Source organism: Paenibacillus antarcticus, assembly GCF_001637225.1.
Lineage (GTDB): Bacteria > Bacillota > Bacilli > Paenibacillales > Paenibacillaceae > Paenibacillus_AQ > Paenibacillus_AQ antarcticus.
This window is the reverse complement of record NZ_LVJI01000025.1, coordinates 1-16,273: the sequence shown is the minus strand read 5'-3', so window position 1 is coordinate 16,273 and position 16,273 is coordinate 1. Positions and strand designations below refer to the sequence as shown.

Annotated in this window: 16 protein-coding genes and 1 pseudogene; 3 read left to right on the top strand and 14 right to left on the bottom strand. The window is 41.5% G+C overall.

What is annotated here, in order from left to right:
* Positions 1-94: 94 nt before the first annotated feature.
* The 6 genes from PBAT_RS17335 to hemE form a co-directional block, all read right to left on the bottom strand.
* Complete coding sequence (locus PBAT_RS17335; RefSeq protein ID WP_068651272.1) at positions 95-916, bottom strand: DUF92 domain-containing protein; 822 nt, start codon at positions 914-916, stop codon at positions 95-97.
* A 6-nt stretch (positions 917-922) separates the two neighbouring features.
* A complete protein-coding gene (locus PBAT_RS17330) occupies positions 923-1,546 on the bottom strand; it encodes a fumarylacetoacetate hydrolase family protein (RefSeq protein ID WP_068651270.1) in 624 nt (207 codons plus the stop codon).
* A gap of 7 nt (positions 1,547-1,553) precedes the next feature.
* On the bottom strand, positions 1,554-2,324 hold the full coding sequence (locus tag PBAT_RS17325; RefSeq protein ID WP_068651268.1) for a glycerophosphodiester phosphodiesterase: 771 nt from the start codon (positions 2,322-2,324) through the stop codon (positions 1,554-1,556).
* A gap of 31 nt (positions 2,325-2,355) precedes the next feature.
* Positions 2,356-3,759, bottom strand: a complete 1,404-nt coding sequence (locus PBAT_RS17320) for a CapA family protein (RefSeq protein WP_068651266.1) — start codon at positions 3,757-3,759, stop codon at positions 2,356-2,358.
* Positions 3,760-3,908: 149 nt separating this feature from the next.
* Positions 3,909-4,850: a ferrochelatase gene (gene hemH / locus PBAT_RS17315; protein WP_068651265.1), complete on the bottom strand. Its 942-nt coding sequence runs from the start codon at positions 4,848-4,850 to the stop codon at positions 3,909-3,911.
* Positions 4,851-4,897: 47 nt separating this feature from the next.
* On the bottom strand, positions 4,898-5,941 hold the full coding sequence (gene hemE, locus PBAT_RS17310) for a uroporphyrinogen decarboxylase (RefSeq protein ID WP_068651263.1): 1,044 nt from the start codon (positions 5,939-5,941) through the stop codon (positions 4,898-4,900).
* A 196-nt stretch (positions 5,942-6,137) separates the two neighbouring features.
* On the opposite strand from hemE, the gene PBAT_RS17305 reads away from it, so the two are divergent.
* Positions 6,138-7,352, top strand: a complete 1,215-nt coding sequence (locus PBAT_RS17305) for an MFS transporter (RefSeq protein ID WP_068651261.1) — start codon at positions 6,138-6,140, stop codon at positions 7,350-7,352.
* 110 nt (positions 7,353-7,462) lie between these two features.
* On the opposite strand, the gene PBAT_RS17300 is transcribed toward PBAT_RS17305, so the two are convergent.
* Positions 7,463-8,101, bottom strand: a complete 639-nt coding sequence (locus PBAT_RS17300) for an O-methyltransferase (RefSeq protein ID WP_068651260.1) — start codon at positions 8,099-8,101, stop codon at positions 7,463-7,465.
* Between the two features lie 191 nt (positions 8,102-8,292).
* On the opposite strand from PBAT_RS17300, the gene PBAT_RS17295 reads away from it, so the two are divergent.
* Together PBAT_RS17295 and PBAT_RS17290 are read left to right on the top strand one after the other, a co-directional pair.
* Positions 8,293-9,456 (top strand): THUMP domain-containing class I SAM-dependent RNA methyltransferase, encoded by a 1,164-nt coding sequence (locus PBAT_RS17295; RefSeq protein WP_149466301.1) that lies wholly within the window; start codon positions 8,293-8,295, stop codon positions 9,454-9,456.
* A gap of 188 nt (positions 9,457-9,644) precedes the next feature.
* Positions 9,645-11,618: an LTA synthase family protein gene (locus PBAT_RS17290; RefSeq protein ID WP_068651258.1), complete on the top strand. Its 1,974-nt coding sequence runs from the start codon at positions 9,645-9,647 to the stop codon at positions 11,616-11,618.
* Positions 11,619-11,697: 79 nt separating this feature from the next.
* On the opposite strand, the gene PBAT_RS17285 is transcribed toward PBAT_RS17290, so the two are convergent.
* The 7 genes and pseudogenes from PBAT_RS17285 to PBAT_RS25640 all read right to left on the bottom strand — a co-directional run.
* A complete protein-coding gene (locus PBAT_RS17285; RefSeq protein WP_068651256.1) occupies positions 11,698-11,967 on the bottom strand; it encodes a hypothetical protein in 270 nt (89 codons plus the stop codon).
* 108 nt (positions 11,968-12,075) lie between these two features.
* Positions 12,076-12,300, bottom strand: a complete 225-nt coding sequence (locus tag PBAT_RS17280; protein ID WP_068651254.1) for a YuzB family protein — start codon at positions 12,298-12,300, stop codon at positions 12,076-12,078.
* Positions 12,301-12,331: 31 nt separating this feature from the next.
* Positions 12,332-12,634 (bottom strand): heme biosynthesis protein HemY, encoded by a 303-nt coding sequence (locus PBAT_RS17275; RefSeq protein WP_068651252.1) that lies wholly within the window; start codon positions 12,632-12,634, stop codon positions 12,332-12,334.
* Positions 12,635-12,767: 133 nt separating this feature from the next.
* The gene (locus PBAT_RS17270) at positions 12,768-13,010 is read right to left on the bottom strand and encodes a hypothetical protein (protein ID WP_068651250.1); all 243 of its coding nucleotides are present in this window, start codon (positions 13,008-13,010) and stop codon (positions 12,768-12,770) included.
* Between the two features lie 131 nt (positions 13,011-13,141).
* Positions 13,142-14,341: a M14 family metallopeptidase gene (locus PBAT_RS17265; RefSeq protein WP_068651248.1), complete on the bottom strand. Its 1,200-nt coding sequence runs from the start codon at positions 14,339-14,341 to the stop codon at positions 13,142-13,144.
* 202 nt (positions 14,342-14,543) lie between these two features.
* Positions 14,544-15,356: a glutamate racemase gene (gene racE, locus PBAT_RS17260; protein WP_068651395.1), complete on the bottom strand. Its 813-nt coding sequence runs from the start codon at positions 15,354-15,356 to the stop codon at positions 14,544-14,546.
* Between the two features lie 441 nt (positions 15,357-15,797).
* Positions 15,798-16,273 (bottom strand): annotated as a pseudogene (locus tag PBAT_RS25640) (collagen-like protein); the annotation flags it as partial.

The following is a 16,273-nucleotide window of genomic DNA, read 5'->3' as shown; positions in this document are numbered from 1 at the left end:
CCTACTAACTTATCATATTTGAACGGCAATCATTCGATGTACTTGTATCAGCAGCGAATCATTCCAATCCATTGTACCATTTATTATCAACCATTTATAATCCCATATATAATCCAATTATACAAGCAACGATTCCTCCAACGACAGAACTCCATACATTGACGGCATCATTATTCATTCTAGGCCAACCTCGGACCTGTATTGTCGGTATGTCGCAATGGTTTATCACTTCTACCTCTTTGTCACATACACTACATTTGTACATGACCTGAATCGATGCTCCTAACAATGAATCAGTAAAGGCTCCCACGAGTCCTCCGACAAGCCCTACTAGTACCCATATCAGAAGCACCGTCCATTGAATATCTGACCATGGGCTAGATAAGACTTCCAACACCCACGCAAATCCCCCAATCATCGCTCCACCAGCAGCCGCAGCAGCGCTTCCTAAGAGGGATACGCCCCCAGATGTTCCAACCGTCAACACCTTACCATTTAACACTGAGCGTGGAGGTCTGGTGCTTAAACTTCCTATCTCCGTAGCCCATGTATCTGCAGTCACTGTAGCCATAATGCCTATGAATAGGTAAGACCATTCAGGATGAGGCCATATCGCATTTAGCATACATAACACCATCCCCAATCCACCGTTTGCTAGTACTTGTCCAGCATCACGCCGTCCAGTCTTTGCATATGACTTTTCCAATTCAGCCTTTTGGCTTTGACGGAACTTGGATAGGGCTGATGACGAGACGAAGAATGCAAGTAAAATACCGAACCAGAATAAACCTCCAGCCGCGAAGTATATGGTCCCCATGATCGTTGCCGCAAGTGCACCTGAGAACGTAAGGGACTTCTTCCGATAGGCTGAAGTTGATACCATTAGTGCACATATAATACCTATAATCCACATCATACCGCGTTATCCAATAACACAGCTTCCCAGCTGTTTATCTCCCCATAAGAGCTTGAATTCATCTCCTGAAGATACAGGTCCAACACCTGCTGGTGTACCCGTAAAGATCAAATCACCTTTACCTAATCCATAATGTAAGCCTATGTAATCCACAATATTTTGCAATGAGAAGATCATATCACTCGCATTACCACGCTGTACTTCCACGTTATTCTTAATGACCGTAAAGTCTTGTGCATTTAATTCTTCCAAACCTGGAAATGCGACGAATGGCGTAAGTGGTGCGGATGATTTAAACCCTTTCGCAGCTGTCCACGGATGACCCTTTTCCTTAATGACTTGCTGAACATCACGCAACGTGAAATCAATTCCTAACGCCATAACGTCAACTAACTCATTAACAGAAATCCCTGGCTCATAATCCCGATGAATTAGGATAACAATTTCCCCTTCATAATGTACTTCACCTTGATCTTGGGGTAATGTAATGATGCTCTGATCAAGTGGAATAACCGCGTGAGAAGGTTTCATGAATATCATTGGTTCTTGCGGTACAGCATTACCCAGCTCTGCTGCATGTAATCTGTAGTTACGGCCAACACAATAGACATTACGAATCATTGAATCCATGAGTTTATCAGTCCCTTTTTTGTGATTTCCAATGCCAAAAAGATTGTTTGTGTTCTAAGAAAGTAGCGCCCCATACATCTGGACGATTGGTACATATCATGATTTCTGGATTTATTGATGCCAGACGTTTCATTCCCGTAGCATCATCCACGGTCCATGCCATGACAGTTATTCCTGCCGAGACAAGCATCGAGGCAAGCGTTGAATCCAAATGAGTTGCCCCTATCGATAGGAATGAACAACGCAGCTCTTTAAGTCTCTCCAGTAAATCAAGCGGCCTGGCATCTATGATAAGCCCTGTTGGAAAATTAGGATTTAATTCTTTCACTTTTCTTAACGCATCTGTGTCAAATGACGTCAGTACCACATCGTTCTGCATATGATAATACGCAATTCGTTCCATAACAGCTTGCTCAAGACCAGGGTACATGTCCCCCTTCGTCTTTAGTTCAATATTAAGGCGAAGTCTCCCACAACTAAGCTTAAGTACTTCATCCAGTGTAGGAATCCGTTCTCCTCTAAAAGCACGGCTCTTCCAGCTCCCTGCATCTAGTTGCTGAAGTTGTGCCCATGTGTGATCTTTCACTAAGCCCTTACCGTTCGTCGTCCGATTCAGTGTGAAGTCATGAATAACAACAGGTATACCATCCTTCGATAGTTGTGTATCAATCTCAACCCATTGCACAAAAGATTCTGCCATGGCCATTGTTATCGCTGCCATGGTATTCTCAGGAGCAATGTATGAAAATCCCCTGTGGGCTACACATAAATTATTCACAATGCTTCAACCTCCTCAAGGTATGACGAAATCATGATTTAGGTTTAATAACTGTACCGTCTTTATTTATGGTTACACCACCAATAGATAAGGTCTGTATTTCTTTAAACAGTTGTTGCCCTTCTTCAGCTGACATCGGTACGGGTTGACCTATCTCCGCGTGGAAAGGAATAAGCTTGATCTTGCAATCACCCTTCGGCGTACAAGTGGTTGCGAAGACAGCTGTCTTCCAAGTCGATGGCGTTGCCGATTTAGTGAATATGAAATTGCCCGTACTATAGGCAATCCACTTGCCCTTGTACTGCTCAAGCCCTTGAAGGACATGAGGATGAGATCCTATGACAAGATCAGCACCAGCATCTACGAATTGATGAGCTAGCTGTGTCTGATTCACATTAGGAGTCAAAGCTCGCTCTATTCCCCAATGTGCCATAACGATGACGATATCAGCATTTTTGCGCGCCTTTGCGATAGATTGCAGAGCCGCAGTTGGATCATAAGCTGATGCTACACCCGGTTTGCCTTTTGTTGCAAACCACTCGGTATCAGGTACTACACGACTGACGGCTACAAGTGCAATCTTTACACCTTGACGTGTGAAATACTCTGGTGCATAGGCTTCCTCTGCATTTTTACCAGCACCCGCATACTGAAGCTTACTCTCTTCCAAGTGTTTCAACGTATCCAGCAGTCCTGGAACGCCTTGATCCAAGATATGATTATTAGCAAGGCCTACGGCATCCATTCCCCCCTTCTTCAGGGCATCAAGCGCCTTAGGGGAGGACTTGAATACATATTGTTTATTAGTAGCTCCTACGCCCGCTGTCGTTACCGGTGTTTCTAGGTTTGCAATCGTAAGGTCATCTTTTTGAAAAAGGTCCCCTACATATTTAAAGGGATAATCATACCCTTCTTGTTTCAGTTTACCCTCTACTTTACCGGAGAATATCATATCCCCTGCAAAGTGGAAATTAAGAATGGTATCTGCATTCGCTACGATCTTGTTCGGATCATCCGATTCGACAGGTTTCACCGTCTCTTTGGGTTCTTCTGATAATTTGTGTTCATTAACTATTTCCGAATCTTTAGGAGATTCAAGCTTAATGGTTTCCGTTTCTTTCGTATCATTCGTTTCATTCGTTATTTCCTTCGCTTCATCCTTGGGTATAGGTTGATCCTTCTCTAAATTTTCCGCAGGTGAACTATCAGTATCAATACTTGGACTATCTGCTGTAGGTGGAAGCTCTGAGAAAGAATTAGATGATGATTTCACAGGCGGTTGAGCCAATTTATTATCTTTGGTTATCCAGTAATACGAAAATAACATCACTATCAACGTAACTAGACATGCATTAAGTAGCACCCATGACTTGCTGGAGCGCCTTTTTTTCACTCTTCTTGTTGCTTTACTTTTACTAGAACGTGGTGGGTACATTGTTCACTCCTTCTTATACCTTGAAAATGTTCGAACCGTATCACTTTTCATTATATCAGGTTCAGCTAAACAAATAGAACCCCCGAAATAATTCGGGAGTTCCTATTGTGATGCCATTATGTCTTATAAATTCAGTTGATACAACTGAATTATGAATTTGTTAAAGCAGCCAGAACCTCATCACGAAGAGTTTCCATATAGAGAGGATCACTATTCAACGAATCAATACGCATTAAACGCATGTCCAGTTCTTTCGAGATGGCTTGAGCCTCAATATCCAGATCGTACAATACTTCCAAATGGTCTGATACGAAACCTACAGGTGCTACAAGTACATTCTCGATTTGTTCTACACTAAGTTCTTGAAGAGTATCCAGAATATCAGGTCCTAACCATGGCTCAGCCGTCCGCCCAGCGCTTTGCCAAGAGAACTGCCATGAAGTAACTCCTGTCGCTTCAGCGATAGCTCGTGAAGTCTCCAGTAGTTGCTCTGGGTATGGGTCTCCCATCTCGACGATTCGACTAGGTAGACTATGTGCGCTAAATAATACTCTTACTTCCTCACGAACAGCTCCCGCTTCCTCGAATTGATCCAGCTTCGTACTTACACGTTCGCTAAGTGCCTGAATCAACTTAGGATGTAGATGATAACTTTCGACAAAGGACATCTCTATTCCCAATTCCTTTGCTTTCTCCTGAGCCCGTTTGATATAGCTACCTACGCTCATGATGGAATAATGAGGTGCTAACACAATACCAACTGCACGCTTGATACCGTCTTTAGCCATTTCCTCTACACCGTCTTCAATAAATGGCGATGCATGTTTTAATCCTTGGTAGCACACATACTCAATCTCGGATTGTTCTTGGTCTCGATTGAGTGCTGCTTGTAGTTCAGATACCTGTTGATTCGTATTCTCGCGAAGTGGGAATACGCCACCCACGATCGCTTCATAACGACTTGTTAAATCTTGAAGTTGCTCTGGAGTTGGGGCATTGCCCCGGCGAATATGCGTATAATAAGCTTCAATTCCGTCTATGCTCTCCGGTGTTCCGTATGACATAACCAACACGCCTACTTTAGATTTCACGAGCTAACCACCTCTAAGTCAGTATAGGTTTACACAAATTAATCTTTTTAGGATTGGATTTGGGAAGCAGAATATTCATGAACAAATTCTGTCAATTCACGCAGTTTATCAAGCGATGCTTCTGGGAATAACCCATGTCCTAAATTGAAAATAAAACCAGGTTCAGCAATACCATCATCAATGATTTCTTTCGCATATTGTTTAATAACATCCATAGGCGCAGTCAAGATAAATGGATCTAGATTTCCTTGCATAGCAAATCGACCACTTGTTCTTCTTCGTCCTTCAGAGATAGATAATCTCCAATCTAGACCAATCACATCAGATTGCAAGTTACTTAGCCTTGGTAAGAGTTCTCCAGAACTTACACCTGGAAAATAAATTTTGGGTACATTCAAATCCGAAAGTTCGGCAAAGATACGAGTAACCGTTGGAAGCACGAACTTCTCGAAGTCTTTCGGAGCAAGTGCCCCTACCCAACTATCAAATAGCTGGATTGCTTTACCACCATTGGAAATATGTGATCTCACATAGGTAATGACCATATCTCCTAGCTTGTCCATTAAGGAGAACCAAAGATGCGGCTCACTATACATCATAGTCTTCGTAAGAATATAGTTCTTGGACGGTCGACCTTCAATCAAGTAACTAGCAATTGTAAAAGGCGCTCCGGCAAAAGTAATAAGTGGAACATTCAATTCTTTATCTAGAATCCGAATGGTCTCTAAAATATGACTTAGATCCTTATCCACATCAATTGGGCGGAGGCGTTCAATATCTGCGGCAGAACGAATTGGATTATCAATCACAGGTCCTATGTTCTTGACGATATCGAAATCAATACCAAGGGAAGCTACAGGATTCATAATATCAGAATAAAGAATAGCTGCATCGACACCTAGCTTATGTACGGGCATCATCGTAATTTGAGCTGCGAGCTCCGGTTGACGACATATTTCAAGTAAACTATATTTTTCTTTGATTTTGCGGTATTCCGGATCATAACGACCCGCTTGTCTCATATACCAGACGGGTACATGTTTAACATCCTGCTTAAAGCAAGCGCGTATAAAAGTATCATTGTAGGTCATTCATAGGCCTCCAGTATAGTAAGTTTTCCCTTCATATATTATGCCCCTTTTAAAAGTAAGTAACAACTATCACACCGTACAATGTCATGGCAATACTATGACATTCCTATCATTTTAGCAAAACCTTGTGTGCTATACTGAAATATTGTTCTTTAAGCAAATTGTATCGACACCTTAGATAAGGAAGTGACGGCATTTGAAGACTTGGAAGGTAAATCTTATCGTACTTTGGATTGGACAATTTCTCATCAATGCTGGAATGACTATGATTACACCATTCTTAGCTTTATATCTCGCCAAAGATTTAGGAGTACAAGACGATCATGCCATTGGCATATGGGCTGGACTCATTTTCGCTGCTAACTTCTTGACGTCATTCTTATTTCAGCCACTTTGGGGTAAGCTTGCAGACCGATATGGACGTAAAATCATGTTATTACGGTCAGGTTTTGGTATGGCCATTGTCATCGTGCTTATGGGATTCGCAAGAAATCCGTGGGAACTATTGTTACTCCGTCTATTGAACGGTACCATATCAGGGTTCAATCCCGCCGCAATCTCACTTGTATCAGGAACCACGCCTAAAGACCGTATGGGATTTGCCATGGGAATGATGCAATCTGGTGTTGTTGCTGGAACCATCCTTGGTCCACTAATTGGTGGTATTCTGGCTGATATTATCGGATTTCGTCCTATTTTCTATATTACAGGAATTCTAATTCTGCTCGCATCGTTCCTAGCACTATTCTTAGTCAAAGAAACCTTTGATCGCGAAGAAGCTTCACAAATCCCTCAAGTATCTGTCATCCAAGGTTTTAAAGATTTAGCACACATTCCTCAGTTGCCAGCGCTATTTGCTGTGACTTTTCTTTTACAATTTGCCATGGTAAGCCCCATGTCATTATTAGCATTATATGTACAAAGACTTCATAACTCTTCTGAAGACATTGCTTTTTGGGCTGGTGTAGTTATAGCTGTAACAGGGGTCTCTAATATGATCTCTTCACCCGTCCTTGGTAAGTTAAGTGATAAATTAGGAGCTCATCGCATCCTTACTTATGCCTTAATAGGTACCTCACTTACTCTGATCCCTCAAGCATTTGTACATAATGTATGGCAACTCATCGTGATCCGATTCCTGATGGGTATGTTTATGGGTGGTTTATTACCGAGTGTGAATGCTCTCATTCGTGCCTATACGCCTGATGGTATGGAGAGTCGTTCATTTGGATTTAACAGTAGTACACTTGCCCTCGGTAGTATGATGGGTGCCGTAGTTGGAGGATTATTATCTGGCATCATTGGAATCGAGGGCTTATTTATCATCTCGGGATGCTTACTTCTACTGAACATGGTATGGGTAAGACTAAAGCTCTATACCCGTATCGATAAACATCGTACATTTCGTTAAATATTACAAAGTGTCAACAAAAAGAGACTATACCCTAAGGTCATGAATCAGACCTTTGGGATAGCCCCTTAAAATAATTGCAACGATTACTATTATGATCAATTAACCTCTTACTTGACCCATGAGATGGACAATCCATCGTAGTCTGGAAGTAATGTGCTCACAAGACGATCATCTGTAGCCACTTTCTCATTGAAATGACGCATTCCTAGAACCGCTGGTCCATTCTTCTCTGAATTCAATGTGCGTCCACGTAAGAAGCAGTTATCCCCTACAATCAATGATCCAGGCTTGGACAACTGAATAGCATACTCTAAGTACAATGGGTAGTTCTCCTTATCAGCATCAATAAAAAAGAAATCAAACGTTCTACCAGCTTGTTTGAGTTCTTCTAGACTGTCGAGTGCTTGCCCGATCATATAATCCACATGGGAACCCAGTCCTGCGGATTCCAGATTACCCTTCGCAAGATTCGCATACTCTTCCTTTAATTCCAAGGAGAGTAGTTGTCCATTCGTTGGAAGACCCCTTGCAATACAAATGCCACTATATCCACCCAAAGCACCTATTTCAAGAGCACTCTGCGCACGAGCTGTCTGAACAAGTAACGTTAGAAGCCTGCCATATGCAGGAGCTACCGACACTTCTGGCATTCCCTTTTTGATAATACTTTTTTTTACTTGCTGCAATTGCTCATCTTCTTGATACAATTGGTTAACATATTCATCAGGGGTTAAATTCAACGCCATTTCCTCCTTAAGACTAACTTTCCATATAAGCCTATTTGTTTTATAATAAATGTTTGGTTGTACGTTTAAGCGTTACTAAGTCATTATTGTATGTGTTTTGTCGATAATCGGCAAGACTGCTTTAAATTTATAGGTCTCTCAGTATTGCCGTAATGCAGTACAGATGGCCGGATGGAGTTGAATTGTAAACCGTGGCTAACTTGCAACTTATTGCTACCGCACCAATGGGCTTAGAGTCAATCGTGGCTCGAGAATTAAAAGAACTCGGTTACCATGATGTGACGGTTGAGAATGGACGTGTCATCTTTAGTGGTGACTTAATCGATATATGTCGTTGTAATTTATGGCTTCGTACCTCAGACCGTATTTTGATTCTGATGGGCGAATTCACGGCTCTCACTTTCGACGAATTGTTCGAAGGTGTCAAAGCATTACCGTGGCAGGATGTGATTCCTCAGAACGGTGAATTCCCTGTTGAAGGACGTTCACTGAAGTCACAACTAAGCAGCGTGCCTGCTTGTCAAAGTATCGTTAAGAAAGCAATCGTCGACAAATTAAACCAGACTTACCATACGGAATGGTTCCCTGAAGATGGACCACGTTATGTCGTTGAGGTCATTATGTTAAATGATACTGCCTTGATCACACTTGATACAACAGGATCTGGTCTTCATAAACGTGGCTATCGTAAGCTCGTGACGGAAGCTCCATTGAAGGAGACAATGGCTGCGGCACTTATCCAATTAAGCCGTTGGAATCCTACTAGACCTTTCTACGATCCATGTTGTGGTTCAGGTACTCTTTTAGTTGAGGCCGCGATGATTGGCTGGAACATCGCTCCGGGACTACGTCGTACCTTTAACTCTGAAGAATGGCCTATCATCCCTGAACATCTATGGAATGAAGCAAGGGAAGAAGCTTTTGATTCCGTTCGCGATGATATTCCTTTGCAGATTTCCGGAAGTGATATCGATCCAAGCGCTATCGAAGTTGCTCAAGCTGCGGTAAATGCAGCTGGATTTGCAAAAGATATTAAGTTAGAAGTATTACCCATCAGCAAAGCAAGACCTCAAGGAGATTTCGGTTGCATAATTACCAACCCACCTTACGGGGAGCGTTTAAGTGAAATAGCGGAAGTAGAACAAATTATCCGTGATTTAAAGAAGCTGACGGTAAGTATACCTTCTTGGTCATTCTTTGCGATTAGTTCAACTAAACGTTTCGAGACCATCTTCAACAAGAAAGCTGACAAACGGCGCAAGTTATACAACGGAACCATCGAATGTCAATATTATCAATACCTTGGACCACTTCCACCTCGTGGGCGTGGGGAATCCCAATTACACATTGAATAACTATCAATTCCCCGCATGATCAACAGGAGCGAATTCAGTACACTACTGAATTCGCTCCTGTTGTCTATCTATACGCTGTTCTAATCCCACATCCTAAAACCTACCTTCCATTGAAAACAATCATTGGAGTGATATGATAGAAAAAGCCTATTACTTTTACATTTCGTTAACAAAAAGGAGCGCTATTCGTGTATTTCCAAAGAGACAACAACCTCGGTAATAGTTGGAGCCGTAACAACAAGCTTCATCTATTCCGATTCATCAGCTATCCATTATTTATTCTTCTCATGCTTTGCAAAATAACTCTGATCGATCATCGCCTTAACATTCCGTATGTAAATCTAAGTTTTCTTGATTCTATTATTGCCATAGGATCAATCATGATCGTATCATTCTGGGCGTTCTGGTTACCCCGCGGAGGCTATCTCATATCGCTTGTGCTATTGAATTTATTTCTAACGGCAATTATGTATTCAGATCTGGTCTATTATCGATATTTCGGGGACTTTATTACGATACCTGTACTTCTTCAGACTGGGCAAATCAGTTCGTTAGGAGACAGTATACAATCTCTTATACACTGGAATGATCTATACTTCTTTGTTGATTGGGTAATCATCAGCGCTTATGCCATCATCAAGCTTATTCAACGACTTAGAAGAAACACCAGTTGGCCTATCCACCAGACACGTTCAACCTATCTTAGACGTAAAAGTATTCTCCATCGATTCATCACAGGTATTCTAATCTTAGTCATTGGATCGGTTCTGACCTTTGCTCCCATTAAATACTACAGTGAAACCTGGGCCAAAGGCGTGTTCGAAAGTAATTGGTGGAACATCACGCTATACAATGTCACAGGTATACTAGGATTTCATGGCTATGATATTTATCGATATGCCCAAGATCATCTTGGCCCCGATCCCACACTTCCGGAAGAAGAAATGGATGCCATTAAGGCCTTATTTCAACAGAAGAGTGATCAACGTTCTGTACAAAACGAAGCATTCGGAAAGTACAAGAATAGTAATGTCGTAGTCGTTCAAGTTGAAGCCTTCATGAATTTTATGATCGGTAAAAGCATCAATGGGGAAGAAATTACTCCGAATTTCAACAAACTAATGAAAGAAAGTATGTACTTCAGCAATTATTATCACCAGACAGGACAAGGAAGAACATCCGATGCAGACTTTAGTTCTCATAGTTCACTACATCCTCTGCCCTCAGGTTCTGTATTCGTTCGTTATCCTAATCATCATTACGATATGTTACCAACCATCTTGAAAGAACACGGATACTCACCAAACGTATTTCATGCTTACGATAGCAGCTTTTGGAATCGGACAATCATGTATAACAATATGGGTTATGACCGCTTCTTCAGCAAAAAAGATTTCACTATCGATGAGCCAATGGGCTGGTCACTTAGTGATAACTCATTCTTCAAACAATCCCTAGATGAGATGACATCGATCACGGAGCCTTTCTACTCTTTTCTTATTACGCTTTCCAGCCATCACCCTTACACGATCCCTAAGGATAAACAAGGTTTAGATGTGGGTGAATTCAGTGATAATATATTCGGGAATTATCTACAATCTATTCATTATGTTGATGATGCACTGGGGAAATTTACAGAGCAGATGAAAAAACAGGGGCTTTGGGATAATACCATCCTTGTCGTATATGGAGATCATGATAATTCAATTAAAGACAAGCCCTATTACGAACAATTTCTAGGTAAAAGCTTGAATGATCTCGATATGGAGCAAATCATGAATCAAGTTCCTTTACTAGTACATCTACCTGATGGCAGTCAAGTCGGAGAATATTCAGAGCCTTCTGGCCAACTGGATATGACACCATCTCTCCTCCACCTACTTGGTATTCCAACGGATTCCTATCACATGTTAGGTAATAATTTATTTGCTGAAGAGGATCGATTTGTAGTTCTTCGTTCTGGGGCTTTCTCAGATAATAACGTATTTTATATTCCTTCCCCAGACGGCATATTCGAGAACGGTCGTTGCTATGATCTCAATACACGTGAAAAGACGACTGTCGGTAGCTGTCGTGTCGGCTTCGATCAAGCCAAGTTTCAACTTCGTAGCTCAGATCAAGTTATCCAGTATGATTTGCTCAGTAAATTGGATGATGAATAATTCTTCACATGAAAGAAACCTCCACAAATGAGAATACTCATTGTGGAGGTTTCTTTCATATCTAAACCAACATTAATCATTAGCCTTCTGAAACATTAACTGCCGCTAGCCTACTTTTCTCTTCAGCAAGCCAAGCCTCCGTTTGTTCCGCAGCTAGTCCATTCTCGCTGCCTTGAAGTGCCTGAACAGCATGCTCCGCATGAATCAAGGAATTCTCCGCTTGATCCACCAACTGCTCCGTAGGATGGCTTACAGCTTGAGTGATCGACTGATGGAGCCGATCCACAGCGTTATTCGCTTGAGACTCAGGTGTGTTCGTTTGCATACTAGAAAAATCACGTTTAGACATTCATATGCTCCCCCTTTTAGTACATATTCCATATCAGTCACCATCATTAGCTTGGTTCCAACAGAAAAGAACTATGCACAAAGAGAAACATCATCATTTACCAATGGGCTATTTTTTTATAAACGGAGCTGCCTTAGCTAGTACCTCATCTTCTGTCGGTGCACTTATATAACGTCCATTAATATAGATGAATGCTCTTTTTCCGCAAGGACCACAGTAAGATTTACATACGACCTGAATTTCAGCGTCAGGCGCCATCTTTTGAATCTTGGGTACAATACTTTTGAGCCGTATGTGCTTACACTTATCACATACGCGTATATCATTTGCCATGTTCATTCCAACCTTCTTCACTTTTTCTATCTTAGTGGTCCCCGTGATTGCCCATGGATGGATTCGTTATAACAAACCCCTCCTCAGGAAGGTACAGGTAATCAATTTTTACACCATCAAGTAATGGCTCATTCTTATTCAAAATCACATCGATATCTTTATCCGTCGATACCACTTCATCATTCTCCGTTGCCATATCCAAGTCCAAACCATAATGGGCATGGTCCCCATGGGCGTGTGTGATGAGTACACGGATTTTCAATTCTTTATTGTCTTCTTTGCTCAATTCTTTAGATAGTACTTTTGCCGCATTACGAGTAATTTTACACTTCATCTGCTGCATCTCCTAAATTAGATGTGATGGCTAATTCCTTTATATATTGTAAAGAAACAGATCCTAATTCGCAAGACATGGCTTGTCCTTATTTATGACAGATTAGCAACTCATTGTTGTGGAACCCATACATCTACAATGTTGGATATTTGCGTTCCACCCGTGTTGTAAACCAACCCATTAATAACATTGTTATTCCGATATCATCTATAGGTAGTCCTGGTAATAAATCAAAAGGAAAAATCCAATAAACAACTACAGGTACTAAGAATAACAACTTGTCTCCTAGCGAAACCTGAGATGACATTACATATCTTCGTACATTTGTAAACATGACAGACCAATGCTTAAAGGAAAATATTCTTCTTCGTTTCATGAATTTCTACCTCCAGTCTTAGACCTATGAAAAAGAGGAAGCAACCGCTTGAAGGAAAAGAATCATGCTTAAGCGGTCGGCCCCCTCTGGTATAACATACGACTTGAGGCTGAAAATGTTTCATAATGATTTCATAAACTCATCAATTCACCCACGATTAAACCTACCTCAAGACTCATATTTCGATAATCATAGAGTGGAAGGGGATTCACACCTTGACCTATTTCCACCGTGAAGCCTGGACGTTTGAAATGTTGAATGAACCAATCTTTATAGCCTGCGTCACTACCCTGTAATTTCACTGAACGATATCCACTGACTTGGGCTAATTTTTGACTCCATTTCTCACTCATCTCTGGTTCATAGTCACGATAATTCCAGTATATTTCTTGGCCTTGGCTGTGTAACGCCACGACCGTGTCAGGGCTTATATCTAATGTGAAAGCAGCAAGTGCTCTAGATTCCGGTTCACATAATGGACTTGTTCCTGCATAATCACGAGGTGCTGGGAGTATCTTTCCTCTACGGATCACTTCCTCTTCCCAATGCGCGGGAAACTGATCCCCAAGGTCTACACCTCGAATATTCGCTTTCCAATGTTTGAAATCGTTGCGGTGACTATTGTATTCCATAATTTCAGTGTAGAAGGGATGTTCAGGAGTAACACCTTCTTGAACCAAAGCTACACCGTCTGGATTAGCCATAGGCAGCACCCATAACGTACAATTGTCGAACCATTCTTGTGGATTATACCCATTCCACATACGCTGACTCTGATAAGCTTCCGCGTATTCCTCTACGAATCGCATCACACATAACGTTGTCATCCATTCATTAGCATGGATGGATGCATTCACATGTATTATTCGCTTCCCCTTTCCTATTTTTAATATTTCAAGCGACTTACCCATAACGCTTTCACCTATTGAATTTGCCTCAATAAACTTATATTTACCCAATAACTCTGTAATATGCTTCATCATATCTCTGTATCCGTATTCACCTTGAGGTTCAACAATAGACATCTTTTCCGACGAAGGAAGTACAAGAATGCGTCCAATCGGGAACCGATCGTGGGAGATACCAGGATTAAACCCTTCGAGAGCCTGTTCCGTAATTGAAAATTGTTCTAGCACGCGTGCAAGTGTATCACCCGATTGTATAGCATATCTCCGCCGAGGTGTAGAAGGTATAAATAATATTTGTCCAGGAATAAGATAGGGTTGATCAGAGGCCCAAGGATTGGCGTTCAGGATATTCTCTGGTTTAAGGCCTCTAATCATAGCGATGCGTTGCAATGTATCTCCTCCACGAACGATATATTCTAGCATACATACCATCCTTTCTTTATGACTTGGTGTGAGCCACAAACATCAAAGATTTGGTGCTTAGATTGTATGTCTATACCCTTGTCCTTCATTCGTAATCACGAAATAATTATTTCGTTCTACAAGATATGCAAAAAGCCCGAAGTTCAATTGAACTTCGGGCTAGTCTACTCTATTCATGATTCAGTTGTGCTGATGACTAACTTCATTCTTCAAAGGTAGACACTTGCCAGACGACAGGAGTACGTCTTATCTGTTCGCCCAACCATTCATTCGCAATCTTCTTGAATATTTCGCCATCTCCACTACAGAAAAACTGGTGTACCGGGCTTTCATCACTCTTTGCAAGTTGGCCCTTTTCGTATAAAATCGTACTGATTTCCCTCGCCGTCTCATCAGCTGAACTAATCAGTTTAACATTACTTCCCATAACCTCTTGAATGGAATCCATAAGAAAAGGATAGTGTGTACATCCAAGAATAAGGCAATCAATAGAAGTGTCACGAATGTTCTGTAGTGACCGCTTCACAATATCTGTTGTCCCTTCTGCTCGGAATAATCCTTGCTCTACAAGTGGTACAAGCAGTGGACAAGCTTCACTTATCACATTTACATATGGAGAGAGTTCTTTAAGGGCAGCCGTATAGGCCCCGCTCCCAATTGTACCCACTGTCCCTATAACACCAACGTCCCCTGTCTTCGTTGCACTGATCGCTGCACGAGCTCCTGGATGAATAACGCCAATAACAGGTATATTTACCTTTTCCGAAATATATGTGAGTGCCGCTGCCGTTGCAGTATTACATGCAATAACAATCATCTTAGGTTCAAATTGGAGAAGGAAGTCTACAATTTGTTCGGTGAATAATCTGACTTGATCCGATGACCTTGGTCCATATGGTGTGCGGGCAGTATCTCCAAAATATATAATTTTCTCACGTGGGAGCTGTCTCATCACTTCTTTAGCTACCGTTAGCCCCCCAACACCCGAGTCTAATATTGCAATTGCATGTTGCACAAACACACCGCTTCCTTCTGTATCGATTTCTGTTTCCTACTTTGCTACCATATGTCAGTAAATATTATAACGTACCTTAAATTCTAACCCAATTCATTTCGAGCTTCAAGAAAAGTATCTATTGTTCTTAAATCACAATAGGATAAGGTCTGTATGGGCTATCATTATCAGATCTATTCTTCCATTAATTACAGGATTCGATAAGGAACTTACCCAAAGCAAGATTGTAAATAAATCCAGTGTTTACAGAGTTTATTGTATATTTGTATAAATAAGGAGAAGACACTCCATTGAACCAAAGAACATATTGACATATTCCCATTGTGGTCTCTTCATTATCTTCTATAAATTAAAAAGAGGACGTTCACACATCCTCTTTCTAATTTGGCTAAAAGATAAAAACGTCTACTATTAAACAGTTAAATCGTTAGTAACTTCCCTCTATGCAATTTGTGTGATAACAAGATGTGCTGAAACAGCCCTTGTCCCTCCAGCGAGAGGAGTGATAGTTAGTGCAGTGGAATTGCCGGCAGGATTTCGTACGGTCAGTATGGAATTAATGACTGTTGTTTGTACAAGAGCCATTTCTATAATCTCAGATGTACCTGTTGCTCGCCCGACTACTGTATAGGCCAGATCAGCGCCGTTGAGCGTTAAAATGAGTTGCCCAGCTTCAGTTACACTGACCTGAAACAATACCTGATAAGTGCCAATGGCGGCCAAATTAAATGTACTGGGACCCGTTCGGGCAATAGTAGTCCCGCTGGTTGGTCCATTTTGAGGAAAACTTACATCTGTGCCAGGAGCAACTGTTGCTGCATTATCCGGAGGCATCAAGGCAAAAAAATCAGCAAAGCTTAATACTCCTGCTGCGCCTGTTGCCCCAGTTCCTCCTGTTGCTCCTGCTGCTCCGGTTG

Coding starts and splice junctions, on each gene's coding strand:
- PBAT_RS17285 (WP_068651256.1), bottom strand. CDS start 11,967: ATGTCTAAACGTGATTTTTCTAGTATGCAAACGAACACACCTGAGTCT.
- PBAT_RS17330 (WP_068651270.1), bottom strand. CDS start 1,546: ATGGATTCAATGATTCGTAATGTCTATTGTGTTGGCCGTAACTACAGA.
- PBAT_RS17275 (WP_068651252.1), bottom strand. CDS start 12,634: ATGAAGTGTAAAATTACTCGTAATGCGGCAAAAGTACTATCTAAAGAA.
- PBAT_RS17270 (WP_068651250.1), bottom strand. CDS start 13,010: ATGAAACGAAGAAGAATATTTTCCTTTAAGCATTGGTCTGTCATGTTT.
- PBAT_RS17265 (WP_068651248.1), bottom strand. CDS start 14,341: ATGCTAGAATATATCGTTCGTGGAGGAGATACATTGCAACGCATCGCT.
- PBAT_RS17320 (WP_068651266.1), bottom strand. CDS start 3,759: ATGTACCCACCACGTTCTAGTAAAAGTAAAGCAACAAGAAGAGTGAAA.
- PBAT_RS17300 (WP_068651260.1), bottom strand. CDS start 8,101: ATGGCGTTGAATTTAACCCCTGATGAATATGTTAACCAATTGTATCAA.
- PBAT_RS17280 (WP_068651254.1), bottom strand. CDS start 12,300: ATGGCAAATGATATACGCGTATGTGATAAGTGTAAGCACATACGGCTC.
- PBAT_RS17335 (WP_068651272.1), bottom strand. CDS start 916: ATGATGTGGATTATAGGTATTATATGTGCACTAATGGTATCAACTTCA.
- hemE (WP_068651263.1), bottom strand. CDS start 5,941: ATGACCTACAATGATACTTTTATACGCGCTTGCTTTAAGCAGGATGTT.